This is a genomic window from Roseicella frigidaeris (genome assembly GCF_003258945.1).
GTDB lineage: Bacteria > Pseudomonadota > Alphaproteobacteria > Acetobacterales > Acetobacteraceae > Paracraurococcus > Paracraurococcus frigidaeris.
On record NZ_QLIX01000030.1, the window covers coordinates 21,015 to 45,742 of the forward strand.

Sequence of the window (24,728 nt, forward strand, 5' to 3'; positions counted from 1 at the left end):
CGATCTATTCCCCATCGTCCCAGCGCGTCGCAGGCCAGCGCCGTCCGATGTTGTGGACCAGATTGTGGACTGTGGCGATGCTGCCGCCTAAGAGTCTGAATTCCCTAGGCTGCTGGCGGAGAGGGTGGGATTCGAACCCACGGTAGGCTTGCACCTACTTCGGTTTTCGAGACCGACGCGATCGACCACTCCGCCACCTCTCCGCAGGCGGGTCGCGCGGCCCTATAAGCGGTGCGGCGGGCCGGCGCAACGGCCTTGCCGCCACCGGCCAGGGCGGGCCGCAGCCAGTGACGCGGCGTTGACGCCGCCCGGCCGCCGCCGCTATAAGCCCCGCCTCCCGGCGGCGCCCCTTGCGCCGACGGCGGCCGCTTGCGGCCGGACGATCCACAGAACTCTTCCGGGGCGGTGCCGCCTCGGCACGCAATCCTGGCTCGGCCAGGAGGGGCCGCACGATGACCTTCGCAGTGATCCGCACCGGCGGAAAGCAGTACCGGGTAACGCCGAACGCCGTGCTCACGGTCGAGAAGCTGGAGGCCGAGCCCGGCGCCACCATCACCTTCCACGACGTGCTCGCGCTCGGCGGTGAGGGCGGGCTGACCCTCGGCGCGCCGACCGTCCCCGGGGCGAGCGTGACCGCCACCGTGGTCGAGCAGACCCGCGGCCCGAAGGTCATCATCCTCAAGAAGAAGCGTCGCCAGAACTACCGCCGCAAGCGCGGCCACCGTCAGGACCTGACGGTGCTGCGCATCGCCGAGATCGCGGCGGCCTAAGGAGACAGGACGATGGCACATAAGAAGGCCGGCGGGTCCTCCCGCAACGGGCGCGACAGCGCCGGCAAGCGCCTCGGCGTGAAGCTCTTCGGCGGCCAGGCCGTGCGCGCCGGCAACATCATCGTGACGCAGCGCGGCACCAAGATGATGCCGGGCCGCCATGTCTATGTCGGCCGCACCCACTCGCTGCACGCCGCCATCGACGGCCGCGTGAAATTCGAGCGCAAGGCCGAGGGCCGCGTCGCCGTCTCGGTCGAGGCCCTGCCCCAGGCGGCGGAATAGCCCGCCGCATCACGTCAGCCCGCGACCGCGCGCTGGAACGGGGGCCTCCTGGCCCCCGTTTGCTTTTTTGGGGTCCCGCTCCGCCATGAAATTCCTGGACGAAGCCAAGGTCTGGGTGAAGGCCGGCGATGGCGGCGACGGCGTCGTCGCCTTCCGCCGCGAGAAATACATCGAGTTCGGCGGCCCCGATGGCGGCAATGGCGGCAAGGGCGGCGATGTCCTCGCCGAGGCGGTGGAGGGGCTGAACACCCTCATCGACTACCGCTACGCCCAGCATTTCCGGGCCCGCAAGGGCGGCAACGGCGCCGGCTCGGACCGCACCGGCGCCGGCTCGGAGGATGTGGTGCTGCGGGTGCCGGTCGGCACCCAGATCCTGGCCGAGGACAAGGAGACGCTGCTGGCCGATCTCGACGCGCCGGGCCGGCGGGTGGTCATCGCCCGCGGCGGCGATGGCGGCCATGGCAACGCGCATTACAAGACCAGCACCAACCGCGCCCCGCGCCGCGCCGACAAGGGCTGGCCGGGCGAGGAGCGCTGGATCTGGCTGCGCCTGAAGCTGATCGCCGATGCCGGGCTGGTCGGGCTGCCGAATGCCGGGAAGTCCACTATCCTCGCCGCCGTCTCCGCGGCCCGGCCGAAGATCGCCGACTACCCCTTCACCACGCTGCACCCGCAGCTCGGCGTGGTGCGGCTGAACGCCTCCGAGGAGTTCGTCCTCGCCGACATCCCCGGCCTGATCGAGGGGGCGCATGAGGGGGTCGGCCTCGGCGACCGCTTCCTCGGCCATGTCGAACGCTGCGCCGTGCTGCTGCACCTGATCGACGGCAGCCAGCCGGACCCGGTGCGCGCCTGGCGCACGGTGCGCGGCGAGCTGGAGCAGTATGGCCACGGCCTCGCCGGCAAGCCGGAGGTGCTGGCCCTCAACAAGCTGGATGCGATGACGCCGCAGGCCCGGGCCAGCCGCCGGCAGGCGCTGGAGCGCGCCGCGGGCCGGCCCGTGATGCTGGTATCGGGCGCGACCGGCGAGGGCGTGCCGGAGGTGCTGCGGGCGCTGGCGGTGGAGGTGGCCGCGGCCCGGGCGGCGCGGCAGGAAGCGATCGCCCCCTCCCCTTCAGCCGCCGCCGATTGAGGCGGCCGCCGGCAGGCTCCCTCGGGGCTGCCGGCGTCCTGTCGGGCGCGGGCCGCAGGCCTGCCCGTCGCATGCGGTGCCGCGAGGCCAGGCCACGCGGCGCCTAGCGCTTGCGGCGCAGGACGGCAACATCGGCCTGCGCTCGGTGTCATGCCAACGGCATGAGGGATTCATTCATGCCGGGCGCCCCGTGGCGCGCAGGCCCAGGCAAACCGGAAGGTTGCGCCGGGCGCCAGGGGGACTGCCCATGGGGGCCGTTGATGGTCACCAGCAACGGCCGTTCGTATCAGACGCCGCGGACGACGCCGAAGATCAGCGAGATCACGAACAGCACCAGGAAGATGGTGAACAGCACCTTGGCGATGCCGGCGGAGGCGGAAGCGATGCCGCCGAAGCCGAACAGGCCGGCCACCAGGGCGATCACGAGGAAGATCAGGGTCCAGTAGAGCATGCGCTCCTCCGCAGCGTTGGCCGCGGGTGAACGCCACCTCCGCGCCGCGGTTGCCGATGCTCAACGAATCCGCCGCCACAGGTCGGTGTGCGATCGGCGGGCGGCCCAGTCCCGCCGGGGCCGCGGCTGCGGCATCGCGTGGCCTCGGCGAGGGCACAGCGCTCCCCCTGCCCTGCCGGTGCGACGCATGGGTTCCCCACCGCAGGCCGCAGACCAGCCGGGCTGGCGCCTAGACCGGCTGCACGCCGCGCGTCACCGCCTGGAAGGTCGCCACCGCCAGGGTCGTCGGGTCGAAGGGCTTGGTGATGACGAAGGCCGGCTCCAGCGCCTCGCCCGTCAGCAGCCGCTCCGGATAGGCGGTGACGAAGATCACCGGCGCCGTCAGGTGCTTCAGGATGCGCGCCACGGCATTCGCCCCGTCGCCCCCGGCGCCGAGATTGATGTCGGCCAGGACCAGGCCGGGCCGCTCCGCCTCGGCCAGCGCCACCGCCTCGGCCTCGGTCGCGGCAATACCGACGACGCTGTGGCCGCAGCGCTCCACCAGCTCCTGGATGTCGAGCGCGATGATCGGCTCGTCCTCGATGATCAGCACCCGGGTCGCGACCCCGGTGCGCAGGCTGTCCCGTGCCAGGCGCAGCTCCAGCTCGGCGGCGGCGGGCAGGATGCGGCAGGCGGCGGCGGCGGCCGTCAGCGGCTGTTCCTCGAGCGCGGTCAGCAGCAGCAGCATGCGCTGCAGCAGCGACATCTCCGCACCCCCCTCCGCCGCCTGGCCGCCCCCTTGACCGGCCCCCTGGCCGGACTCCGACTCCGCGCCCCGCACCCGGTCGCCGATCGCGCCGTAGAGCGCGACCCGCGCCTCGGCATCCGCGGCCAGGCTGGCGCCCAGCGTCGCCAGGACCTGCCGCAGCGCCTCGGCCACGACCTCGTCGCCGCGCTGCTGGCTCCCGGTCAGGGCGCGGGCATAGCGCCGCGCATAGGGAAGGGCCCGGATCAGCGCCCCGCGATCCATCACTGTCATCTCGCCCGCGCCTCGACCGCTCTTCGGGTTGTCATCTGGCGCACAAGCCCGACGTCCTCGCTGCCATAGGATACGGTTGATATTGAGCGTCCGGTGACCGAACAAGCCACGGATAGGGGACAGCGGGCCGCCCTCGCGGGATTGTTGCCCGAGTTGCGCGCCTTTGCCCGCTTTCTCTGCGGCTCCCGCATCGAGGCGGACGACCTCGTGCAGGAAGCCCTCGCCCGGACCCTGCGCAGCCTGGACAGCCGGGCCGAGCCGGTGGAGGACCTTCGCGGCTGGTGCCTCGCCGTCATCCGCAACGTCTTCCATGAGCAATTGCGGGCCCGCAAGCGCGAGGCGACGCGGCTGCGCGACGCCGTGCCGGAGGATCCCAGCCCGCCGACGCAGGAGACGCCCGGCCAGATGCGCGACCTCGCCCGCGCCCTCGCCACCCTGCCGCCGCTGCTGCGCGAGGCGGTGATCCTGGTCGGCGCCCAGGGCCTGTCGCATGCCGAAGCGGCCGCGGTCTGCGGCGTGCCGGTCGGCACCGTGAAGGCCCGCGTCTCGCGCGGGCGGAAGCTGCTCGCGGACGCTCTCGGTTCTGTTACGAGTTAACGGATCCGCGATGCAACCCTCCGGTCCCGGGGATCATTGGTCAGTATCAGAAAGCAAGGGGACGCATCGATGGACGGCATGACCAGGATCCAGCCGGAGACCACCGAGACGAAGCCGCGGCGCGGCACCCCCGCCAGCGCCGAGTTCCACAACCAGCTCGTTGCCCTTCTCCCCAAGCTTCGCGTGCAGGCGCTGGCGCTGACCCGCAACCGCGCCGCGGCCGAGGATCTCGTGCAGGACGCCGTGGCCAACGCCCTGGCGGCGCAGGAGAGCTTCACCCCGGGGACCAATTTCGCCGCCTGGATGCACCGCATCCTGCGCAACCGCTTCATCTCCACCCTGCGCAAGCAGCGCGAGACCACGGATATCGAGGACCTGCCGATGTCGGCCTTCGCGGTCGGCGCCGCGCATGAGGACCGCATGGTGCTGAAGGAGCTCTCCCGAGCCCTCGGCCGGCTGCCGAGCGATCAGCGCGAGGCGCTGTTCATGGTGGTGCTGCAGGGCCTGTCCTACGAGGAGGTGGCGCAGGCCACCGGCTGCGCCGTCGGCACCGCCAAGAGCCGGGTGTTCCGGGCCCGCCGCCAGCTGCAGACCTGGCTGACCGGCGAGGAGCGGTCCGAGCGGCAGGCGCCGCGGCCGGAGCGTTCCGATGTCATTAGGATTGGCGAAATCCGCGCCGCAGTCTAATATAGTACGATGCGGAGTACGGCGGCGGTCCTGATGCGGCCCGCCGCCTGCCCGTCCTTCTCGGCGGCTGCGATGGGCAAGACGGATCAGAAGAGACCGAGCAACCCGGCCATGGCCGAGACGGATGAGGAGGGCGAGGCGGTGGATAACGCCTTCGACCTGTGGCTCAGGCGTGGGCTGCACCAACTCTACGACACCGTTGCGAAGGAACCGATCCCGGAGGATCTGCTCCGGATGATCGAGGACGACCGCAAGTCGCAGCAGCAGTGATCGGCCGGGCCAGGCGGCGCGCTGCGCCCGCCCGGCCGGGCCTCGGTCCAGCCTGATATCCAGGCCGAGAGGATGGGGCATGCCGCATGGCCTTGGGCCGCCGCGCGGCGTGATGAGTCGCGTCTGGCGTGACCCCTGCCGCAGGCCCCCTCCCCTCGGCGCCGGCGCGTTTTGGCCCTCTGGTTTGGCCCTCTGGCGGGTCCGCTCCCGCCGGGACCGGATCATGAGCATTCTTTGATATTTGAGCGTTTATCGATATTTTAAAGATCCAACAATGAATTCTAGAAAGGTGAGCGAAGCTGCCAGAAAGGCGGCCGCGGAGACGGACTGGAAGGTGCGGTATTCTCCAGGACGGAGGCGACCTTTGGACAAGCCTGAGCTGCTCGGCCTGACCGGCATTACGCTGGACCAGTTGTTTTCCAAGATCGCGGACACGGAAAGGCTGCTGACGGCGCTGAAGCACGAGCTCGTGCGTCGGTGCCGGCCTGATCTGGAAGATCCGGTCCTGCGCCGGCGCCGCGAACTCTCGCGCACCGTCCCGCGGAAGATCCGCCCCGCCGGCACCCGGCTCCCTCCCTTCCAGCATCCGGCCTGGCGCGACTAGAGCAGATCCCGTTCGAGTGGAAACACTCTAACGGGTGAAGATGCTGCAAAAACAAGAGGCTAGAGCATTTGTCGTGAACCGGAGTGAACGGAAAATGCTCTAGACCGCGATCCACTCACGCCGGTTCGCGGACCCTGGTCCAGCGCGGCGTTTGGTCGCGTGCGTCACGCCTTCGGCGCGCCCCGCCGCAGGGCGTGATCGCTCCTCGGCTGGCCGGGGACCTGGCGCGTCGCGGCCGGGACGGACCTCCCACATGATCCCCGGGGACGGTCGCCACTGACGGAACTCGCCAGGCAAGCCACGGCACGCTGCCCTCCGCGGCCCCCATTCCGGAGACGGCCATGCCGGTCCTGCTGAGCTTCGTGCCCGATGCCTGGGGTCCAACGGTCCGGATCGAAGGCGGCGCGGTCGCGCTGACCCGAGCCGGGCCGAACGGGATCCGGTTCACGGCGCCGGCGCATCTGGTCCTGGTCATGGTCCTGCCGCAGCCCTGCCGGGCGGCTGCGCCGAACGGCACCCAGCCGACGACAATCCAGGCGCCCGCCGGATCGCTGGAGCTCATGCCGGCGGACGCCGCCTGCTTCGCCCGCTGGATCGCGCCCAAGGAATGCCTGCTGCTGGCCTTCGACCAGGACGGGCTCGCCCAACGCGCCGCCCTCGAGGGCGGGAGGGGCGATTTCGAATTTCACCCCCCGAAGCTCGGCACGATCGACGAGAGGGCCAGGGTCATCGCGGGCCTGATCAGGGACGAGATGCTGCAGGGCCCCCGCCGGAACGAGGCCTATCTCACGGCCCTGCTGACAGCCCTCAAGATCCATCTCCTGCGGGAGCATCCCGCCCTGGTGGGGCAGGGCCGCGCGCCGAGCCGCGGCGGGCTTCCCCCCAACACCTGGCGCAGGGTGGTGGAGCATATCCAGGCCAACCTCTCGGCGAACCTGTCCATCCCGCGCCTGGCCGAGATGCTGGGCGTGTCGCCCAGCCACTTCCTGCGCGCCTTTCGCCAGAGCTGCGGCCAGTCGCCGCATCGCTACGTCCTCGAGAAGCGCCTGCTGCTGGTCGAGCACCTGGCCAGGACGACCGACATGCCCCTGGCCCAGGTCGCCGAGGCGGCCGGCTTCTCCAGCCCCAGCCACATGACGGCGGCGCTGCGGCGGTGGAAGGGCGTCACCCCGGGCCAGCTGCGCCGCGAGGCGCGGCGGCAGGACCCGGGCGGCCAGGGCGACGCCCGATCGGGGGGCCTCCCCTGATCGGGAAGGTGCCCTGGCCGGGGCCCTCGGCTCAGGCCGAGAGCGCGGTCGCCTGCATCTCCGGCGGCGCGGTGCGCTCGCGCTTGGCCAGCAGCTTGTTCAGCGCATGCACATAGGCACGGGCCGAGGCGACGATGGTGTCGGTGTCCGAGCCCTGCCCGTCCACCAGCTTGCCGTGCTCCTCGAGCCGCACCGTCACCCGCGCCTGCGCGTCGGTGCCGCCGGTCACGCTCTGCACCGCATAGAGCTTCAGCCCGACCTCATGCGGGAAGGCCTGGCGGATGGCGATGAAGGTGGCGTCCACCGCGCCGTCGCCGCTCGCCATGCCGTCCTGCCGCTGGCCGTCCACCTCCAGCGTCACCGAGGCCATGGGCTTGGTGCCGAGGCCGGTCGAGACGTTCAGCCCGGTCAGCTTCACCCGGTCGTTGCCGCGCACCACCTCGTCATCGACCAGCGCCGCGACGTCCTCGTCATAGACCACCTTCTTGCGGTCGGCGATGTCCTTGAAGCGGCGGAAGGCGTCGTTCAGCGCGTTGTCGCCGAGCTCGCCATAGCCCAGCGCACGCAGCTTGTCGCGGAAGGCGGCGCGGCCGGAATGCTTGCCCAGCACCAGCGAGTTGGTGGACCAGCCGACGCTCTCCGGCGTCATGATCTCGTAGGTGGAGGCGTCCTTCAGCACGCCGTCCTGGTGGATGCCGCTCTCATGCGCGAAGGCGTTGCGGCCGACGATCGCCTTGTTCGGCTGCACGTCGAAGCCGGTGATGGTCGCCAGCAGCCGGCTGGTCTTCAGGATGCGCTCGGAGGTGATGCCGGTGCGGAAGGGCAGCGCGTCGTGCCGCGTCCGCAGCGCCATCGCCACCTCCTCGAGGCTGGCATTGCCCGCCCGCTCGCCGATGCCGTTGATGGTGCTCTCGATCTGCCGCACCCCGGCCTGGATGGCGGCGACGGTGTTCGCCACCGCCATGCCGAGGTCGTTGTGGTTGTGCGCCGAGAGCACGACCTTCTCGATGCCCGGCACCCGGTTGCGCAGGTCGCGGAAGATCCGCGCCATGTCCTCGGGCAGCGAGTAGCCGACGGTGTCGGGGATGTTGATGGTGGTGGCGCCGGCCTTGATCGCGGCCTCGACGCAGCGGCAGAGGAAGTCGGGATCGGTGCGGCTGCCATCCTCGGCCGACCATTCCACGTCGTCCGAATGGCTGCGGCCGAGCGTCACGCTGCGGGTGATCGCCTCCAGCACCTCCTCGCGGCTCATGCGCAGCTTGACGCGCATGTGCAGGTCGCTGGTCGCCAGCACGATATGCACGCGCTTGCGGGCGGCGGGCTTCAGCGCCTCGCCCGAGGCGTTGATGTCGGCGGCGTTGGCGCGCGACAGGCTGGCCACCACCGGGCCGTCCTTGGCGAATTTGCGGGCGATCGACTGCACGCTCTCGAAATCGCCGGGCGAGGCGATGGCGAAGCCGGCCTCCATGACATCGACGCCGAGCTCGGCCAGCGCCTCGGCCATGCGCAGCTTCTCCTCGAGGTTCATCGAGAAGCCGGGCGACTGCTCGCCGTCGCGCAGGGTCGTGTCGAAGAAGATGATGCGGTTGTCGTCCAGCGTGCCGAAGCTGGGATGGGTGATGGCCATGGATCGGGTCCTTCGGAGCGGTGTCGTCAGCCAGGCGGGCGCGCAGGCGGCGCCTCAGGTCCCCCTGAGCGGTGGCGGCCGGTCAGCCGCGCGTCACGCCCAGGGGCGGCTAAGTCGAAGAAGGAGGGCGAGGGGCAGGCGCGCGCGGCCGGCGGCGGGGATGCCGCGGAGGAGGCCAGCGATGCGCGCATGCGGTGCCATGGTGGCGCGCACCCTAGCTAGGGCCACCCGGCCCGTCCAGCCCGGAAATGCCCGCGGCGGGCCGGGCGGCCACACATCCGGATCAGCGCCGCCCCTCGGTCCGGCCCCCGGCTCCGCGCCGGTCCAGTCCCCGGCTTCGCGCCGGGCGGGGCCTGGCGCATTGCGCCGGGCGGGCCCATCGCCTATAGGCCGCAGCTTCCCGCGGCCGGTCGGTATCGGCTGCGCCAAGCTGCACGAGCGCGCCATGAAGTCCGACATCCATCCCGATTATCACGAGATCACCATCGTCATGACCGATGGGACGACCTTCAAGACCCGGTCCTGCATGGGCAAGGAAGGCGACACGCTGCGGCTCGACATCGACCCGAAGTCGCACCCGGCCTGGACCGGCGTGCAGCGCGTGATGGACACCGGCGGGCAGGTGGCGAAGTTCAACAGGAAGTTCGCCGGCATCGGCGCCCGGAAGAAGTAAGCCCTTCGTCCCGCAGCGGAATTTTTCGGAACGCCGCCCCCTTGAAGCCGGGGGCGGCGTTTTCCATGTCAGGGGGGCACGAGGCGCCCTGCCGGGGTCTCGGGCGTGGTTCCCGTCCTCGCGGCGCCCGCATCGGGGCCGTTCCGGCTGGGGATCGCAGGCATTGATCGACCTTGCTTCCCAAGGAGGTTCGACTGTGAACACCCTCGATTTCTCTCCCCTCTTCCGCACCGCCATCGGCTTCGACCGGCTCGCCCGCCAGCTCGAGAGCGCCCGCAGCCTCGGCGACGCGCAGGGCTACCCCCCCTACAACATCGAGAAGACCGGTGAGGACACCTATGTCCTGACCATGGCCGTCGCCGGCTTCGGCCCGGGCGACATCGATGTGGTGGCGCGGGAGAACGTGTTGACCGTCGCCGGCCGCGCCCCGCAGCCGGAGGAAGGCCGCAGCTTCCTGCATCGCGGCATCGCCGGCCGCGCCTTCGAGCGCCGCTTCGTGCTGGCCGACCACATCGTGGTCGAGGGCGCGACGCTGGAGAACGGGCTGCTGCAGCTCGGCCTGAAGCGCGTGGTGCCGGAGGCGCTGAAGCCGCGGCAGATCCCGGTGCAGGCCGGCAAGCCGCCGGCGCAGCCGCGGATCACCACGGCCAACGAGCAGGAGGGCCAGGCCCAGGCGGCCTGACCGTCCGGCGAGGTTCGGCCTCGGACGAGGGCCGGCGGGGTTTCCCCGCCGGCTTTTTCATGCCCGCCGCGCCGCCGGCATGACCTCGGAGGTCATGGAATCGCGGCCGCCGCCGCGGCAGGCTGCGCCGCATGCACGGCCTCCAGACCGCCCCGCCCGCCCCGCCGCCGGGCCCCGCCACGGCCGGCGCCCTGCTCGCCCGCGCCCGGCGCGCCCGCCGCCGCAGCCAGCTCGACCTCGCGCTCGAGGCCGGCATCTCCACCCGGCATCTCAGCTTCGTCGAGACCGGCCGCGCGCGGCCGAGCCCGGGCCTGGTGCTGCGGCTCTGCGAGGCGCTCGGCGTGCCGCCGCGGGAGGCGGACGGGGTGCTGCTCGCCGCCGGCCACGCCCCGGCGCATCGCGAGACGCCGCTCGAGGCCCCGGCCATGGCCGAGGTGCTGGCCGCGCTGCGCTTGATCCTGGCGCGGCACGACCCGCTGCCGGCCGTCGCCTTCGATGCCGCCTGGGACATCGTCATGCTGAACGAGGCCTATGGCGGGGCGCTCGATGCGCTGCTCGCCGGCGGCGCCGAGCCGGGGCTCGGCGGGGCGGCGCCGCCGCGCCTCGCCCTGCTGCCGGCGCCGCGGCCGAACCTGCTGCGGCTGCTCTGCCACCCGGCCGGCGCCCGCCGGCTGATCGGCAATTGGCCCGAAGTGGCGCGCGCCCTGATCGACCGGGTCCAGCGCGAGGCGCGGCTGCCGAGCGCCGATCCGGCGCGCCGGCCGCCGCTCGAGGAGGCGCTGGCGCAGCCGGGCGTCGCGTCGCTGCTCCGCCAGCGCCCCGCCGGGCCCGCCGCGCCGCTGCTGGTGCCGGTCGAGATGCGCCGGCCGGAGGGGGGCACGCAGCGCTTCCTGACCACCATCGCCACCCTCGGCACGGCGCAGGACCTGACCCTGCGGGAGCTGCGGATCGAGACCTACCACCCGGCCTAGAGCAGATCCTGTCCGGATGAACTCATCCGGACAGGTGAAGATGCTCGTAAAAACAAATACCTAGAGCAGATCCCGATCAGGTGAACTCACCTGATCGGGTGAAGATGCTCTGACAACAATAGTCTAGGGCGCTTCTCGTGAACCGGTGTTCACGAGAAGCGCCCTAGCCGCCCGGCTTGCGGAAGAAGGCGTCGGCGGCGCCGCGATGCGCCTCCTTGCGGGCGATCGCCGCCTCGGCGCGGGCGATCTCGGCCTGCAGGGTGACGATGTAGCGCCGCAGCTCCTCGATGTCCCGGCCCTCCAATACCGCCGGCGTGAAACCCGTGGTTGGGCGTGGCCGCTCCTCCTCCATCATCGCCTTTCTCCTGTGCCCTGCGGGCTTTGACCCTGTGAGGGGCCGCCTCTATATGCCAGCCGACGCCGCGTCGGGGATGCCCGGCCCTCCCCGGCTCGCCCCGAAAAGGTTCGCCTCATGACCCAGCCCCTGATGCCGAAGGCCACCGCCGTGTGGCTGATCGAGAAGACGTCCCTGACCTTCGAGCAGGTCGCGGAGTTCGTCGGCATGCATCCGCTGGAGGTGCAGGCGATCGCCGATGGCGAGGTGGCGCAGGGGATCATCGGCTACGACCCGGTGCTGAACGGCCAGCTCACGCGCGAGGAGATCGCCCGCTGCGAGGCCGACCCGACCTCGCGGCTGCAGATCTCCGCCTCCTCCCTGCCGGTGCCGAAGCCGCGCGGCAAAGGCGCCCGCTACACCCCGGTCTCGAAGCGCAACGACCGGCCGGATGCCATCGCCTGGGTGCTGCGCCACTACCCGCACCTCTCCGACCAGGCGGTCGGCAAGCTGCTCGGCACCACCAAGGAGACCATCGCCAAGGTGCGGGACCGGACGCATTGGAACAGCGCCAACATCAAGCCGCGCGACCCGGTGATCCTCGGCCTCTGCACCCAGTCCGACCTCAACGCCGCCATCGCCGCCGCCGGCGAGCGCCCGCCGGGCCTGCCAGTGCCACCGCTGCACGATGCCGAGGAGGAAAGCCTGGCCTGAGCGGCGCCGGCCGGGCGCCTTGGGGCCGGCGGCATGCCGGGCGGCGCCCGGAGGTGACGGTGCCCAGGGTCATGGTGCCCAGGGTCACGGTGCCCAGGGGCCACGATACCCGGGGGTCATGCCCGGGGGACCCCGCGACGTCAGGCTGGCCTGGGGCTTCGGGGCCGCCGATGCGCCGCACCGGACCTGGTGCGGCGCCGGGCTCCCGCCGGGTGCGGCCCTCAGGCCTCCCGCCGGAGCCTCTCCATCTCTTCCTTCAGGCGGAGCTTCTCCCGTTTCATGCGGGTGAGCTCGGCCTCGTCGGGCCTCGGTCGCGCATCCTCGTCGCCGATCTGCCGGTCAAGGACCGCATGCCGCTCCTCGAGGGAACGGAGCCTCGGCGCAACGTTCATCCAGCATTCTCCCTGCGCTGCGTGACGCGCGGACGTGGCCGGCACGGCCCTGCTGTTGCGCCCGCGCGGGGGCATGGTAATGGCGGCGGGGGGCGCAATGCACGCCTCCTTTCACTGCCGAGTGCCCGATCCGATGCTGGATGATCGCGAATCCCTGCTGCGCCGGCTGCACGAGATGCGGAGCGAGCATCGCGACCTCGACACCGTCATCGCCCGGCTCTCGGACAGCCTGACCGACCAGCTCCAGGTGCAGCGGCTGAAGAAGCGCAAGCTGAAGCTGAAGGACGAGATCGCCTGGCTGGAAGGCCGGCTGCTGCCCGACATCATCGCCTGATGCATCATGATCGCCTGATGCCGGCGGCTCCGCACGGGAGAGGCCCGAGACCACCATGACCCCCGAGGCACTGCCCGCCGAGGCGCCCCCGTCCGATGCGTCGGCGCCGCTGGTCGGCATCATCATGGGCAGCCGCTCCGACTGGGAGACGATGCGCCACGCCGCCGAGACGCTGGCCGCGCTCGGCGTGCCGCACGAGACCCGGGTGGTCTCCGCCCACCGCACGCCCGGCCGGCTCTATGACTATGCCCGGGCGGCGCGCGGGCGGGGCCTTCGGGTGATCATCGCCGGCGCCGGCGGCGCGGCGCACCTGCCCGGCATGGCGGCGGCGATGACGCCGCTGCCGGTGCTCGGCGTGCCGGTCGAGAGCCACGCGCTGAAGGGCATGGACAGCCTGCTCTCCATCGTCCAGATGCCCGGTGGCATCCCGGTCGGGACGCTGGCCATCGGCCGCGCCGGGGCGATCAATGCCGGGCTGCTCGCCGCCGCCATCCTGGCGCTGGCCGATCCCGATCTCGCCGCCCGGCTGGACGCCTGGCGCGCCGCGCAGGAAGCGGGCGTGCCGGAGGCGCCGGCGTGAGCGACCCCTTCGCCAGCCGCTTCCCGCTGCCGCCCGGCGCCACCATCGGCATCCTCGGCGGCGGCCAGCTCGGGCGGATGTCGGCCCTCGCCGCCGCCCGGCTCGGCTATCGCTGCCACATCTACTCGCCGGAGCCGGATGGGCCGGGCATGCAGGTGGCGGCCGCCGCGACCGTCGCGCCCTATGAGGATGCCGAGGCGCTGGCGGCCTTCGCCGACGCCGTCGACGTCGTCACCTTCGAGTTCGAGAACGTCCCGGCGGCGACCCTCGCGGCGCTCGAGCCGCTGGTGCCCTGCCGCCCCGGCGTCGCGGTGCTGCGCATCTGCCAGGACCGGCTGCAGGAGAAGGCCTTCCTCGAGCGCGCCGGCGTGCCGGTCGCGCCCTGGCGGGCGGTGCGGGACGAGGCCGACCTCGCCGCCGCCATCGCCGCGATCGGCCTGCCGGCGGTGCTGAAGACCACCCGGCTCGGCTATGACGGCCGCGGCCAGGCGGTGCTGCGGCGGCCCGAGGACGCCGCGCCCGCCTTCGCCCGGCTGGCGCCGAAGCCGCTGATCCTCGAGGCCTTCGTGCCCTTCGCCGCCGAGCTCTCGGCGATCGCCGCCCGCACCGCCGACGGCGCCGAGGCGGTCTACGACGCGGTCGAGAATCGGCACCGCGACCATATCCTCGACCTCAGCTTCGCCCCGGCGCGGCTGCCGCCGGCGGTGGCCGAGCAGGCCCGGCGCCATGCCGCGGCGGTGGCGACGGCGCTCGGCCTGGTCGGAGTGCTGGCGCTCGAGCTCTTCCTGCTGCCGGATGGCGGGCTGCTCGGCAACGAGATCGCGCCGCGGCCGCACAATTCCGGCCACTGGACCATGGATGGCTGCGCCGCCAGCCAGTTCGAGCAGCATATCCGCGCCGTGGCCGGGCTGCCGCTCGCCAGCGCCGGGCGGCACCACGACGTCGTCATGCGCAACCTGGTCGGGCCGGAGGGAATCGCCCGCTGGCCGGCCCTGCTGCGGCAGCCGGGCGTGGTGCCGCATCTCTACGGCAAGGCCGAGGCGCGGCCGGGCCGCAAGCTCGGCCACGCCAACCGGCTGCTGCCGCTCGGCGCTCTCGCCGGACTGGCGGATGACGAGGCGCTCGACGGGCTCTGAGCGGAGTCGCGGCCGGCCGCCCCGCGGCGCGCCCCTCTCCCGGCCCGCCGCGCCGCCCGAGGCGGGAGCGGCGGCGCGGCGAAGGCCCGCGCCCATCGCGGCATGCACAGATGCATTCCCAGCAAGGCGTTTCCGATCAACGCCTTAGTCAACTGTGATGAATTTGCCATTCCATGCTGTGGCGATCCAGCCACATTGATGCGGAAATGGTCCATCCCGTCTGCCATTGGTGGGTTCACGGTGATAGTTTCCGCTCACGCATCGTCGCGTCCGTGCTCGTCGCGGGACCGGCAGCGTGACGGATCGCTTCTTGGGATCGAGGAGAGACAAGGATGACCCTCAGGAAGGCCCTCCTGGCCGCGACGGTGCTGGCGCTGCCGGCGGTGGCGCAGGCCCAGCCGGTGTCCGGGCTTTATGTCGGCGCCGGGGTGGGCGCGAATTGGAAGTTCGACTCGGAGGGCAACTACAGCCGCTCCCGCATCTCCACGCTCGCCGTGCCGACCACGACCGTGGCCGGCCAGGGCCGGATCAATGCCGAGGTCGGCTGGGCCGCGGTCGGCAGCCTCGGCTGGGGCTTCGGCAACGGGCTGCGCGTCGAGGCCGAGGGCAACTACCGGACCAACGACATCCGCCGCTTCAAGGTGACGGGCTCGCCGAGCATCCCGGGCGGCGGCTACTACGACAGCTTCGGCCCGATGGTGAACGTCCTCTACGACTTCCACATCGGCGGCCCGATCGTCCCCTATGTCGGCGTCGGCGCCGGCTATGTCTGGAACGAGGTCCGCAAGGGCAACCGCTTCGGCTTCGCGGGCACCCAGACCGAGGGCGCCTTCGCCTATCAGGGCATCCTCGGCCTCGCCTATGACATGAGCCCGATGGTGCCGGGCCTCGCCTTCACCCTCGAGGGCCGCTACCTCGGCAGCCAGGCGCCGAAGTTCGACGATTCCATCCGCGTCTCGCCGACCGTCTCCCAGCACACCACCTGGAAGCCGGACAACAACAACGCCTCCGTGCTGCTCGGCGTGCGCTACGCCTTCAACGCCGCGCCGCCGCCGCCGCCGGTCGTCGCCCCGGCCGCCCCGCCGCCGGCCGTCGCCCGCACCTACCTGGTCTTCTTCGACTGGGACAAGGCGACGCTGACCGAGCGCGCGCGGCAGATCATCGCCGAGGCCGCCGGCGCCTCCCGCCGCGTCCAGACCACGCGCATCGAGGTCGCGGGCCATGCCGACCGCTCCGGCTCGGCGGCCTACAACCAGCGCCTGTCGCAGCGCCGCGCCGATGCGGTCGCGGCCGAGCTGGTGCGCCAGGGCGTGTCGCGCAGCGAGATCGCCGTCTCCGCCTATGGCGAGACGCGGCCGCTGGTCCCGACCGCGGATGGCGTGCGCGAGCCGCAGAACCGCCGCGTCGAGATCGTCCTCAAGTAATCGGACGCTCCCGCACGGAGAGATGGGAAAGGGCGCCGCGAGGCGCCCTTTTTCGTTTGCCGGCCCCCACCGGAGCGGATCAGGTTGCAGCCAGCCCGGTTTGTATATACATTATGTGGTGCGATGGGTGAGACCCCGTAGGCGCCAAGGCATCCTGCCCGGCGCGGAGCGAGAAGGGCCGATGCCTCAGGGATAAGCCTGCCCATGCTGTTCGAGTGGGACGAGCTTAAACGCCAAGGGAACATCGAGAAGCACGGCTTCGATTTCGTGGATGCTCCCCTATTGTTTTCGAAGCCCCACATGACGGGCAGGACGCGTGACGGTCAGGACGGCGAGGAGCGCTGGATAGCAACGGGCATCCTCCGCGATCGCTACGCCACGGCCGTGTATACGATGCGTGGCGAGACCATCCGCCTGATCTCGATCCGGAGTGCGCGCCGTGACGAACGACAAAGACATCAAGCGCTATTCGGCTGAGGACCTGCTTGCGATGGCCGCGCGCGGCGAGAGTCGGACGAACCTCGCCCAGATCGACGCCCTGACCGAGGAGGCGCTCGAACGCGCCATCGCCGAGGATCCCGATTGGCGCGACGTGCCGCGGGACTGGCACCGCAGCGCCGAAGCAGCGATGCCGCGGCCGAAGGTGCCGGTCTCGATCCGCCTCGATGCCGATCTGGTGGATTTCTTCCGGCGGCAAGGGCGGGGCTGGCAGACCAAGGTGAATGCCGTCCTGCGCGCCTACGCCAATGCCAGGCAGGGCGGCAAATCCGGCTAGAGCATTTCCCGTTCACGCCGGTTCACGGCAAATGCTCTAGAGTGTTGTTTTGAGAGCATCTTCACCCGATCAGGTGAGTCCACCTGATCGGGATCTGCTCTGGAGCGCGATCGCCTGGGGCGGACACACCGAAAGCATGACTCCCGCGACCACACGATGGCCTGGGGCGCTTCCCGTGGACGCCGGTTCATGGGAAGCGCCCCAGGCTCCTGTTTTCAGAGCATCTTCGTCCGTTCGAGTGTGTCCACTTGAACGGGATCCGCTCCGGACGCCCGGCCCAGCGCCCGCAGCCCCGCCGCGTCGTCCACGTCCCTGAGCCGCCGCAGCAGCGCGACGGGATGGCCGGCGCAATTCCGCAGCGTGTCGGCCAGCGCATGCTCGCTCGACCAGCGCACCGCGGCGAAGGGCGCGGGCGGCCGGCGCGGCCCGAACCCGACCAGCCAGTAGCCGCCATCCTCGGCCGGGCCGAACACCGCCCGCGCCCGCCCGAGCGCGCGGAAGGCCGCGGCGATGTCCGCCGGCCCGAGCTGCGGGATGTCGCAGCCGACCAGCACCGCCCGCCGGTGCCGCGCCAGCGCCCGGCCCATGCGCTGGCCGAGATCGCCCCGGCCCTGCGGCCGCATCGGCACGGCCCGGGCCAGCCCCGTCGGCCAGCGCGCCCGGTCCGGCGTCATGGCGAGCTCGCAGCGCCAGCGCCGGTCGCGCCCCAGCAGGCGGAGCAGGCGGCGGAGCTGGGCGCGGTGGAAGCGCAGCGCCGCCATGGCGCCGACCTCCCGCGCCAGCCGCCGCTTCACCGTGCCGAGCCGCGGCGCCCGGGCGAAGAGGATGACGGTATCGCCCCGCATCGCCGGGCTCAGAGCGGATCGCGTTCGGAGGGGACCATCCGAAGGCGTGACGATGCCTGCAGGACACCAGGACGGAGCATGCTGCGTGACCCCCTGTGGACGCAGCCTGCGCTAGAGCGGATCCCGTTCGGGGGGAACCACGCGAACGGGTGGAGATGCCCTGAAACCAGTAGCTAGGGCGCGTCCCATGAACCGATGTTCAGGGGACGCGCCCTAGCCGTAGAACCGCTGGATCAGCCGCGGCGGCAGGCCGAGATACCAGAGCGAGAGGCAGAGCAGGTTGCGGGCGGAGCGGCGGCGCCAGCCCTCCCGCCGCCAGCGCGCCGCCGAGGTCAGGGCGGCGACCGGCAGCGCGGCCAGGCGGCGGCGGCCGATGCGGCGGACGAGGTCGACATCCTCCATCAGCGGGATCGGCCGGAAGCCGCCGAGGCTGTCGTAGAGGCGCCGCGAGAGCAGCAGCCCCTGGTCGCCATAGGGCAGGCCGAGGAGGCGGCAGCGCCAGGCGACGCGGCGTTCCAGCCGCCGCGCCGCCGGCGAGGGGTCGTCGAGGGCGAAGGCGAAATAGGCGGCGCGCCCGGCATTCTCCGGCGCCGCCATGAAGCGGTGGACGGCGGCCGACCAGCCGGGGGGCAGGCGGGTGTCGGCATGCAGGAAGAGCAGCCAGTCGCCCGGCGCGGCCCGGGCGCCGGCGGCGAGCTGCGGCCCGCGGCCGCGCGGCGCCTGAACCACCCGGCCGCCGACGGCTTCGGCGAGCGCAACGGTCCCGTCCCGGCTGCCGCCATCGGCGACGACGATCCCGGCCCCGGCCTCGGCGCAGGCGGCCAGCACCGGCCCGAGGCCGGGCGCGGCATCGAGCGTCGAGATGACGATGGTCAGCCGCTGGGGCATGGGGGCATTAACCGGGCGTTCCTAGGATGTTCTTGACAGCCCCCGATGCATGCCGGCAAGGTGTGAACGAACAGAAAGGGAACGCCGATGCCGGACGGTCTCGCTCCCCATTCCGGGCTGCTGGCGCCGCGCAAGGGTCGCGGCGCCGTCTCGAACCCCGCGGTGCGCTTCGAGAGCACGGCGCGCGAGGCCTTCGACGATGGCTGGGGCAGCCTCGCCGATTTGTCCGATCTGCCGCCGCTGCCGACCACCCTCCTGCGGGAGCGCTCGCGCAGCGCGCTGACCTACAACGACAGCCCGGATATCGGCTTCGACCGTTCGCTCAACCCCTATCGCGGCTGCGAGCATGGCTGCATCTACTGTTATGCCCGGCCGAGCCACGCCTATCTCGGCTATTCGCCCGGCCTCGATTTCGAGACCCGGCTGCTGTTCAAGCCCGACCTGCCGGCGCTGCTGGAGAAGGAGCTCGGCCGCCCGGGCTATGTGCCGCGGCCGGTCGCGCTCGGCGCCAACACCGACCCCTACCAGCCGGTCGAGCGCAGCCTGCGCCTCACCCGGCAGGTGCTGGAGGTGCTGGAGCGCTTCGGGCATCCGGTGACGATCGTCACCAAATCCGCCGGCGTGCTGCGCGACCTCGACATCCTGGCGCGGATGGCGCGGCGCAACCTGGTGCATGTCTGCCTTTCCGTCACCACGCTCGATCCGACCCTGGCGCGGCGGATGGAGCCGCGGGCGGCTTCGCCGCTGCGCCGGCTGGGGGCGATCCGCGCCCTGGCCGAGGCGGGGGTGCCGGCCGGCGTGCTGGCGGCGCCGATGATCCCGGGGCTGAACGACGCCGAGCTGGAGAGGATTTTGTCCGAAAGCGCCGCGGCCGGCGCCACCCGCGCCGGCTATGTTCTGCTGCGCCTGCCGCTCGAGATCGCGCCCCTCTTCGAGGAGTGGCTGCAGGCGCATGTCCCCGACCGCGCCGCGCGGGTGCTGGCGCTGGTGCGCGAGACGCGCGGCGGCCGGACCTATGACAGCCGCTGGGGCCTGCGCCAGACCGGCATCGGGGTCTATGCCGACATGCTGGCGCGGCGCTTCCGGCTGGCGGCGACCCGGCTCGGCCTGCTCGGGACCAATGCCCGCAGCCAGCCGCTCGACTGCTCGCAATTCGCGCCGCCGCAGCCGCAGGGCGCGGCGCGGCAACTGGCCTTGCTCTAGAGGATGGTCGCCCGGGATGGCCTCGCCGAAGGCGGCCGTCACGCGGCCAGGCATCGGGCTGGGCCATGCGCCGTGAACCGCCTGCGCGGATCGTGGCCCGACGGGGCCGGGCGCGCGCCTTCGCCTTCTCCCCTCCCCCCTGGCCGGCAGCCTCTCCCCGGGCCCGCCGGCCATCCCGCCCAGGGCGCATCCCCCCGATGCGCGGCCGGGCGGGGTGCACGGCACCGGCACCCCCCGCGCCGGTGCCGTGCATGGCGGGAGGCCCTGCCGGCAGCCTGGGCGGGCCTGGGCGTGGCCGGCCTTGGGTGTGGCGGATTGGGCGCGGCGGGCGGTCAGTCCCCCGCCTTCTCCTCGGTGAAAAAGGGGCGGCCATCGGCGAAGATGTTCGGCTTGAGGAAGACGCCGAGGATCGTCGCCCCCTCCTTGCCGGCCCAGGCGACATGCGTGTTGCCTTCCGGACGCCAGACGAACTGGCCGGGCAGGCACTCGCCCTCCTCATCGATGAAATGCCCCTCCAGCACATAGGTCTGCTCGATCGCCGTGTGCTCGTGCAGCGGCACCTCGGCGCCGGGCTCGAGGCGCATCAGCAGCGTCGCCATGCCGCTGCCGTCGGTGAAGAGGGTCTTGCAGCGGATGCCCGGGAACTTGGTCTCCTCCCAAGGCATGTTGGGCACGTCGAGGAAGACCGAGCGCGGCGAGGGTGCGTCGGCGGTCAGCCGCCGGCGCATGGGCTTCTGGGCTCCGTCGGGCATGGACGCATCCCTTCTGTTCTCGTTGGCGCGGGAAGCGTAGCGCGCGCCGGCCGGCACGGCCAAGCCGCTTGCACGGCGGCGGCGGCGCGGCATAGCGTGACGGCATCGAAACACCCGGAGAGGTCAGCCATCATGGCGATGCGTCGCGGATTCCTCGCCTGCGCCCTCTGCAGCGCCGCGGGGCTGGTGGCCACGGCGGTCGCCGGCCCCGCCCTCGCCCAGGGGCAGCCGCCGACGCCGGGCGGCACCACCCGCAAGACGCTCAGCACCATCGACTATCCGGGCGACGGCAAGATCTCGATCCTGATGACCCTCGACGCCCCGGCCGACACAGTGATCCCGCGCCACACCCATCCCGGCATCGAATCCTCGGTGGTGATGGAGGGCGAGCTGGAGCTGGAGGTGCAGGGCCAGCCGACCAAGCGCTTCGCCGCCGGCGAGGGCTTCCAGGTGCCCCCCGGCCTGCCGCATGGCGGCCGCACCGTCTCGCGCGTGCGCCTGGCCATCACCTATGTCGTCGAGAAGGACAAGCCGCTCGCCTCGCCGGCCTGAGGCCCTTGCCCCCGGAGCCCCCACCCCCGAAGCCCCCACCCCCGAAGCCCCTGCCCGGCAAGCCACTGCCCAGGCCGGGCCGGGCGCGGTAGAAGGCGGCGATGCCGAGCTTCGATCTGGAACGCGAGGCCGGCGGCCGGGTCGCCGGGCTCGACGAGGCGGGGGTGGGCCCGCTCGCCGGCCCGGTCCTCGCCGCCGCCGTGGTCTTCCCGGCGGGCGTGCCGGCGCCGCTCGCCCGGCTGCTCGACGACAGCAAGCGCCTCAGCGTCGCGGCACGGCTGGCCGCCTTCGCGGCGCTGCGCGAGGCGGCGCGGCGGGGCGAGGCGGAATGCGCCGTCGCCGCCGCCTCGGCCGCCGAGATCGGCCGGCTGAACATCCTGCGCGCCACGCAGCTCGCCATGGCCCGCGCCCTGGCCCGGCTCGCGGCGCCGCCGCGGCTCGCGCTGGTGGACGGCAACCGGGCGCCGCCCCTGCCCTGCCCGGTGCGCTGCGTCGTCGGCGGCGACGGGCTCAGCCTCTCGATCGCCGCCGCCTCCATCCTCGCCAAGGTCACGCGCGACCGGGCGATGGCGCGGCTCGATGCGCGCTGGCCGGCCTATGGCTTCGCCGCCCATGCCGGCTACCCGACGGCGCGGCACCGCGCGGCGCTGGCCGCGCACGGCCCCTGCCCGCATCACCGCCGCGGCTATGCGCCGGTCGAGAATGCTCGGTTGAAAAATCAAACAAGTGCATAGATCAAAATTTATTTTTAACTATAGCCTAGTTGAAATACCTTCCGCAATGATTCATGAATAATAAAATCAGCATCCAAAACAGGATCATTTAAACCCCGAAAAGACCAGCGATTTCTAGTTTCAGATTTTGGTCCATTATTTATTTTGAAATTGTTGCCGACTGCGCCAGCTCTGTAGAGCGATATGCACAAATCCACTATTTCTTCCCTTTCTCGAAAGCCATTCGTGATCCTATGATCAATTCTGCTAATTTCATTTATTCTTACGTGAAGATCTTTTATTCGAAAAACATGTTTGAAATTTGTAAATATTGTTTTTATGCCTTGGACTTTTTGAGGCGCATATCGGCTAAGCAATTCTTCTTCAACTTCACGCCATGCAACTTGAGAAAATCCCAATAAAGTCTCTTGCAACGCTCTCGCTGTAATTTTTGTGCATCACCATTAAATTGAGCCGCTAAAGTCAGACGACTCACAATAAGTCGGGGCTTAAACATCGATATGTCAAGGAGATGCCTTTTAATATCTTTCCTATAGATTTTTTCTTCAGAAAAATAAGCCTGCCATGGATCATCAGAGACTAGAATGCCTTCTTCTATTTCGGAAGCGCTAATTTTTGCTTCAACAATTTTCAGTATTGGTTGATTTTCCGATGAAACACTAGCATTCCACTGCACTGGAACGCCGAAATCATTAATATCTCTTCCGATTTCAGGCCCCACCCGATTAACATCTTCAAGAACTTCTGAGCGAACCGAAGCATAAACCACAAAAGAAGCATTGTTATTTCCAATAATCCTGTTCACTCTGGCTACAGCAGCCAAGAGATCTCGAATCAAAAATAGGTCTCTTTCGCGCTGATCTGGCCTATTCCAAAATAATTCCAACTCATCAAAAAACAAAATACATCTGTTTCTGGGCCTTAAAATTATTTTCCCTATATATCTCTCGCATATCTCGATAATTTCTTGTGGCCCCCTGTTATCAATATCTCTTTTTGCAGTCTCCACATCTGTGGTAATTTCAGCATTGAATGGACCAGCCGCTAACCCGAGTTTTGCGGCCAGTTTTAATGGGCCCAAAGCAAGATCAGAAAAAACTGAGCGCCGCATATTTTTCGAAACGCCGAATAGCTTACTCAGCGAAGTGACGTAGTCATGCCCATCCATTATGTCTTCATCTTTTATAAGAAAGAGAAGATTCTTGTAAATCATCCAAAGCCAATTTGTTAAGTAGTTGTATTGTATATCAATTCCGCTTTTAGTATCTATCAAATCAAAATCTATTTTTCCGGCAATTTTAGCCCTCTCAGTCTCACTAATTCCTGACTTAAACAGTATTACATGTGTGTTTGCTCCGCAATCAGCAAGAATTCTCTGGATGTACAGCATCAAAGCTGTCTTACCGCAACCTTTTTGTCCATATATAAAGAACCTAGATCCTAATTTAAGCTCATCTAAGTCAATTTTTGGTGGAATTTGGAATGAATTCATAAATATCGACTGTCCGTACCTGTCCTGCTGAAACAATTCGTTCTTTGCATCTAATTCGCCGAATTTAATTTTTTTCACGGGTATTGTCATTCTTCCCTCAGTATTTTTAGGTTTGGCAAATCTAGGGTGCGTGTTGAACACTTTGCCAGTGCTGACTGCCCAAAGCAATATACTTAGACTATTGTTCCCTATGTTGTTTCAGGGCTCCAACGCGCTTCCAGCTCCCATTTAGCTATACCAGACGATATAACGGCCGAACCCGGTCAGGCTTCGGTTGACCCGGCGACTCGGCGCGGCGATGGTGGCGGCTCTTCGGGAGTCGCGCCCGCTCGCACCGATCCGGGCGATCCGGGCAGGACGGAGGCCGGCGCGCCGCAATGGAATGAGGGACAGCGTGGGGACCGGGCTCGATCTGCCGCTCGACCGGATCATGGTCGGGGACTGCATCGAACTGATGCGGCGCCTGCCGCCGGCCTCCGTGCACGCCATCTTCGCCGACCCGCCCTACAACCTGCAGCTCAAGGGCGACCTCCGCCGCCCGGATGACAGCCTGGTCGATGGCGTCGACGAGGAATGGGACCGCTTCGACGGCCTGCCCGCCTACGACGCCTTCACCCGCGCCTGGCTCGCCGAGGCGCGGCGGGTGCTGCGCAAGGACGGCACGATCTGGGTGATCGGCAGCTACCACAACGTCTTCCGCCTCGGTGCGGCGCTGCAGGATCTCGGCTTCTGGGTGCTGAACGACATCATCTGGCGCAAGGCGAACCCGATGCCGAATTTCCGCGGCCGGCGCTTCACCAACGCGCATGAGACGCTGATCTGGGCGGCGCGCGGGCCGGAGAGCCGCTACCGGTTCAACTACGCCGCCATGAAGGCGCTGAACGACGACCTGCAGATGCGCAGCGACTGGTTCATCCCGCTCTGCACCGGCGCCGAGCGGCTGCGCGACGAGACGGGCGCCAAGCTGCACCCGACTCAGAAGCCGGAGGCGCTGCTGCACCGGGTGATCCTCGCCTGCACCCTGCCGGGCGAGGTGATCCTCGACCCCTTCCACGGCACCGGCACCACCGGTGCCGTCGCCCGCCGGCTCGGCCGCCGCTTCATCGGCCTCGAGCGCGACCCGGTCTATGCCGCGGCGGCGGAGGCGCGCATCGCCGCGATCGAGCCGATTCCGGAGAGCGCGGCGCTGGTCTCGGCCAGCAAGCGCGAGCAGCCGCGCCTGCCCTTCGGCGCGCTGGTCGAGCGCGGCGTGATCCCGGCCGGCAGCATCCTCACCGACCGCGCCCGGCGCTGGAGCGCGACGGTCGCGGCCGATGGCTCGATCCGCTGCGGCCGGGCGCAGGGCTCGATCCACCAGGTCGGGGCGGCGGTGCAGGAGGCGCCCTCCTGCAACGGCTGGGCCTTCTGGCATGTCGAGCAGCCGGGCGGGACGCTGCGCCTGCTCGACGAGTACCGGGCGGAGATGCTCGGCTCGCGCTAGACGGTGTTACGGACCAAGTCGAAGGCGGCTGTGGCTTTGGCGAGCATGAGGCTGACGAAGGCGATGACGTGCAGGCCTGCGAGGG

31 protein-coding genes and 1 tRNA gene are annotated in these 24,728 nt (G+C 69.8%); 22 read left to right on the forward strand and 10 right to left on the reverse strand.

Translation table 11 applies throughout. The features are described from left to right. Positions 1 to 113: 113 nt before the first annotated feature. Positions 114 to 203, reverse strand: a tRNA-Ser gene (locus DOO78_RS23560). Between the two features lie 249 nt (positions 204 to 452). On the opposite strand from DOO78_RS23560, the gene rplU reads away from it, so the two are divergent. The 3 genes from rplU to obgE all read left to right on the forward strand — a co-directional run bounded on the left by rplU (position 453) and on the right by obgE (position 2,181). Further along, positions 453 to 770, forward strand: a complete 318-nt coding sequence (rplU, locus tag DOO78_RS23565; protein WP_111472340.1) for a 50S ribosomal protein L21 — start codon at positions 453 to 455, stop codon at positions 768 to 770. A gap of 12 nt (positions 771 to 782) precedes the next feature. Beyond that, on the forward strand, positions 783 to 1,052 hold the full coding sequence (gene rpmA / locus DOO78_RS23570; protein ID WP_111472341.1) for a 50S ribosomal protein L27: 270 nt from the start codon (positions 783 to 785) through the stop codon (positions 1,050 to 1,052). Between the two features lie 85 nt (positions 1,053 to 1,137). After that, positions 1,138 to 2,181, forward strand: a complete 1,044-nt coding sequence (gene obgE / locus DOO78_RS23575; RefSeq protein ID WP_111472342.1) for a GTPase ObgE — start codon at positions 1,138 to 1,140, stop codon at positions 2,179 to 2,181. 286 nt (positions 2,182 to 2,467) lie between these two features. On the opposite strand, the gene DOO78_RS23580 is transcribed toward obgE, so the two are convergent. Both DOO78_RS23580 and DOO78_RS23585 read right to left on the reverse strand, forming a co-directional pair. Beyond that, positions 2,468 to 2,632: a DUF1328 domain-containing protein gene (locus tag DOO78_RS23580; RefSeq protein ID WP_111472343.1), complete on the reverse strand. Its 165-nt coding sequence runs from the start codon at positions 2,630 to 2,632 to the stop codon at positions 2,468 to 2,470. A 229-nt stretch (positions 2,633 to 2,861) separates the two neighbouring features. After that, on the reverse strand, positions 2,862 to 3,650 hold the full coding sequence (locus DOO78_RS23585; protein WP_111472344.1) for a PhyR family response regulator anti-anti-sigma factor: 789 nt from the start codon (positions 3,648 to 3,650) through the stop codon (positions 2,862 to 2,864). A 93-nt stretch (positions 3,651 to 3,743) separates the two neighbouring features. Here DOO78_RS23585 and DOO78_RS23590 point away from each other — a divergent pair, with 93 nt between their 5' ends. The 5 genes from DOO78_RS23590 (at position 3,744) to DOO78_RS23610 (ending at position 7,055) form a co-directional block, all read left to right on the forward strand. Further along, positions 3,744 to 4,247, forward strand: a complete 504-nt coding sequence (locus DOO78_RS23590; RefSeq protein WP_111472345.1) for a sigma-70 family RNA polymerase sigma factor — start codon at positions 3,744 to 3,746, stop codon at positions 4,245 to 4,247. Between the two features lie 78 nt (positions 4,248 to 4,325). Further along, a complete protein-coding gene (locus tag DOO78_RS23595) occupies positions 4,326 to 4,934 on the forward strand; it encodes a sigma-70 family RNA polymerase sigma factor (RefSeq protein WP_111472369.1) in 609 nt (202 codons plus the stop codon). A gap of 111 nt (positions 4,935 to 5,045) precedes the next feature. After that, positions 5,046 to 5,204 (forward strand): NepR family anti-sigma factor, encoded by a 159-nt coding sequence (locus tag DOO78_RS23600; RefSeq protein ID WP_456309954.1) that lies wholly within the window; start codon positions 5,046 to 5,048, stop codon positions 5,202 to 5,204. Between the two features lie 364 nt (positions 5,205 to 5,568). Then, positions 5,569 to 5,808, forward strand: a complete 240-nt coding sequence (locus DOO78_RS23605; RefSeq protein ID WP_111472347.1) for a hypothetical protein — start codon at positions 5,569 to 5,571, stop codon at positions 5,806 to 5,808. Positions 5,809 to 6,149: 341 nt separating this feature from the next. Then, positions 6,150 to 7,055: a helix-turn-helix domain-containing protein gene (locus DOO78_RS23610; protein ID WP_111472348.1), complete on the forward strand. Its 906-nt coding sequence runs from the start codon at positions 6,150 to 6,152 to the stop codon at positions 7,053 to 7,055. 31 nt (positions 7,056 to 7,086) lie between these two features. Here DOO78_RS23610 and DOO78_RS23615 read toward each other — a convergent pair whose 3' ends face one another. Then, positions 7,087 to 8,682, reverse strand: coding sequence for a 2-isopropylmalate synthase (locus DOO78_RS23615; protein WP_111472349.1), 1,596 nt, complete (start codon positions 8,680 to 8,682; stop codon positions 7,087 to 7,089). A 445-nt stretch (positions 8,683 to 9,127) separates the two neighbouring features. Here DOO78_RS23615 and rpmE point away from each other — a divergent pair, with 445 nt between their 5' ends. The 3 genes from rpmE to DOO78_RS23630 all read left to right on the forward strand — a co-directional run bounded on the left by rpmE (position 9,128) and on the right by DOO78_RS23630 (position 11,008). Beyond that, on the forward strand, positions 9,128 to 9,355 hold the full coding sequence (gene rpmE, locus DOO78_RS23620; RefSeq protein WP_111472350.1) for a 50S ribosomal protein L31: 228 nt from the start codon (positions 9,128 to 9,130) through the stop codon (positions 9,353 to 9,355). A gap of 196 nt (positions 9,356 to 9,551) precedes the next feature. After that, entirely contained in the window at positions 9,552 to 10,037 is a 486-nt protein-coding gene (locus tag DOO78_RS23625) for an Hsp20 family protein (protein WP_111472351.1), read from the forward strand. A 131-nt stretch (positions 10,038 to 10,168) separates the two neighbouring features. Next, positions 10,169 to 11,008 (forward strand): helix-turn-helix transcriptional regulator, encoded by an 840-nt coding sequence (locus tag DOO78_RS23630; protein ID WP_111472352.1) that lies wholly within the window; start codon positions 10,169 to 10,171, stop codon positions 11,006 to 11,008. Positions 11,009 to 11,171: 163 nt separating this feature from the next. Here the strand turns inward: DOO78_RS23630 and DOO78_RS23635 are convergent, their stop codons facing one another. Continuing rightward, positions 11,172 to 11,363, reverse strand: coding sequence for a DUF1192 family protein (locus DOO78_RS23635; protein ID WP_111472353.1), 192 nt, complete (start codon positions 11,361 to 11,363; stop codon positions 11,172 to 11,174). 117 nt (positions 11,364 to 11,480) lie between these two features. Between DOO78_RS23635 and DOO78_RS23640 the strand changes: the two genes are divergently transcribed. Then, positions 11,481 to 12,056, forward strand: a complete 576-nt coding sequence (locus tag DOO78_RS23640; protein ID WP_111472354.1) for a DUF1013 domain-containing protein — start codon at positions 11,481 to 11,483, stop codon at positions 12,054 to 12,056. 221 nt (positions 12,057 to 12,277) lie between these two features. Here DOO78_RS23640 and DOO78_RS23645 read toward each other — a convergent pair whose 3' ends face one another. Beyond that, positions 12,278 to 12,448, reverse strand: a complete 171-nt coding sequence (locus DOO78_RS23645) for a YdcH family protein (RefSeq protein WP_111472355.1) — start codon at positions 12,446 to 12,448, stop codon at positions 12,278 to 12,280. 133 nt (positions 12,449 to 12,581) lie between these two features. Here DOO78_RS23645 and DOO78_RS23650 point away from each other — a divergent pair, with 133 nt between their 5' ends. The 6 genes from DOO78_RS23650 (at position 12,582) to DOO78_RS23675 (ending at position 16,697) form a co-directional block, all read left to right on the forward strand. Further along, the gene (locus DOO78_RS23650) at positions 12,582 to 12,782 is read left to right on the forward strand and encodes a YdcH family protein (protein WP_111472356.1); all 201 of its coding nucleotides are present in this window, start codon (positions 12,582 to 12,584) and stop codon (positions 12,780 to 12,782) included. Positions 12,783 to 12,837: 55 nt separating this feature from the next. After that, positions 12,838 to 13,362 (forward strand): 5-(carboxyamino)imidazole ribonucleotide mutase, encoded by a 525-nt coding sequence (purE, locus tag DOO78_RS23655; RefSeq protein ID WP_111472357.1) that lies wholly within the window; start codon positions 12,838 to 12,840, stop codon positions 13,360 to 13,362. Further along, positions 13,359 to 14,498 (forward strand): 5-(carboxyamino)imidazole ribonucleotide synthase, encoded by a 1,140-nt coding sequence (locus DOO78_RS23660; protein WP_111472358.1) that lies wholly within the window; start codon positions 13,359 to 13,361, stop codon positions 14,496 to 14,498. The genes purE and DOO78_RS23660 overlap by 4 nt, the downstream gene beginning before the upstream one ends. A gap of 332 nt (positions 14,499 to 14,830) precedes the next feature. Next, the gene (locus DOO78_RS23665; RefSeq protein WP_111472359.1) at positions 14,831 to 15,922 is read left to right on the forward strand and encodes an OmpA family protein; all 1,092 of its coding nucleotides are present in this window, start codon (positions 14,831 to 14,833) and stop codon (positions 15,920 to 15,922) included. Between the two features lie 204 nt (positions 15,923 to 16,126). After that, complete coding sequence (locus tag DOO78_RS23670; protein ID WP_111472360.1) at positions 16,127 to 16,399, forward strand: BrnT family toxin; 273 nt, start codon at positions 16,127 to 16,129, stop codon at positions 16,397 to 16,399. Next, a complete protein-coding gene (locus DOO78_RS23675) occupies positions 16,362 to 16,697 on the forward strand; it encodes a BrnA antitoxin family protein (protein WP_207803031.1) in 336 nt (111 codons plus the stop codon). The genes DOO78_RS23670 and DOO78_RS23675 overlap by 38 nt, the downstream gene beginning before the upstream one ends. A gap of 215 nt (positions 16,698 to 16,912) precedes the next feature. On the opposite strand, the gene DOO78_RS23680 is transcribed toward DOO78_RS23675, so the two are convergent. Together DOO78_RS23680 and DOO78_RS23685 are read right to left on the reverse strand one after the other, a co-directional pair. Then, entirely contained in the window at positions 16,913 to 17,542 is a 630-nt protein-coding gene (locus DOO78_RS23680; RefSeq protein WP_111472362.1) for a TIGR04282 family arsenosugar biosynthesis glycosyltransferase, read from the reverse strand. Between the two features lie 213 nt (positions 17,543 to 17,755). Continuing rightward, positions 17,756 to 18,430 (reverse strand): TIGR04283 family arsenosugar biosynthesis glycosyltransferase, encoded by a 675-nt coding sequence (locus DOO78_RS23685; RefSeq protein WP_111472363.1) that lies wholly within the window; start codon positions 18,428 to 18,430, stop codon positions 17,756 to 17,758. A gap of 87 nt (positions 18,431 to 18,517) precedes the next feature. Here DOO78_RS23685 and DOO78_RS23690 point away from each other — a divergent pair, with 87 nt between their 5' ends. After that, complete coding sequence (locus DOO78_RS23690; protein WP_111472364.1) at positions 18,518 to 19,633, forward strand: PA0069 family radical SAM protein; 1,116 nt, start codon at positions 18,518 to 18,520, stop codon at positions 19,631 to 19,633. Positions 19,634 to 19,965: 332 nt separating this feature from the next. Here DOO78_RS23690 and DOO78_RS23695 read toward each other — a convergent pair whose 3' ends face one another. After that, complete coding sequence (locus DOO78_RS23695; RefSeq protein WP_207803032.1) at positions 19,966 to 20,385, reverse strand: cupin domain-containing protein; 420 nt, start codon at positions 20,383 to 20,385, stop codon at positions 19,966 to 19,968. Between the two features lie 132 nt (positions 20,386 to 20,517). On the opposite strand from DOO78_RS23695, the gene DOO78_RS23700 reads away from it, so the two are divergent. After that, positions 20,518 to 20,937, forward strand: coding sequence for a cupin domain-containing protein (locus DOO78_RS23700; RefSeq protein ID WP_111472365.1), 420 nt, complete (start codon positions 20,518 to 20,520; stop codon positions 20,935 to 20,937). A 101-nt stretch (positions 20,938 to 21,038) separates the two neighbouring features. Beyond that, positions 21,039 to 21,671 carry a ribonuclease HII gene (locus DOO78_RS23705; protein WP_111472366.1) on the forward strand — a complete coding sequence of 211 codons (633 nt, stop codon included), beginning with the start codon at positions 21,039 to 21,041 and terminating at the stop codon, positions 21,669 to 21,671. A 316-nt stretch (positions 21,672 to 21,987) separates the two neighbouring features. On the opposite strand, the gene DOO78_RS27170 is transcribed toward DOO78_RS23705, so the two are convergent. Further along, on the reverse strand, positions 21,988 to 23,304 hold the full coding sequence (locus DOO78_RS27170; protein ID WP_128080138.1) for a P-loop ATPase, Sll1717 family: 1,317 nt from the start codon (positions 23,302 to 23,304) through the stop codon (positions 21,988 to 21,990). A 241-nt stretch (positions 23,305 to 23,545) separates the two neighbouring features. Between DOO78_RS27170 and DOO78_RS23710 the strand changes: the two genes are divergently transcribed. Then, positions 23,546 to 24,643 (forward strand): site-specific DNA-methyltransferase, encoded by a 1,098-nt coding sequence (locus tag DOO78_RS23710; protein WP_207803033.1) that lies wholly within the window; start codon positions 23,546 to 23,548, stop codon positions 24,641 to 24,643. Positions 24,644 to 24,728: the final 85 nt, after the last annotated feature.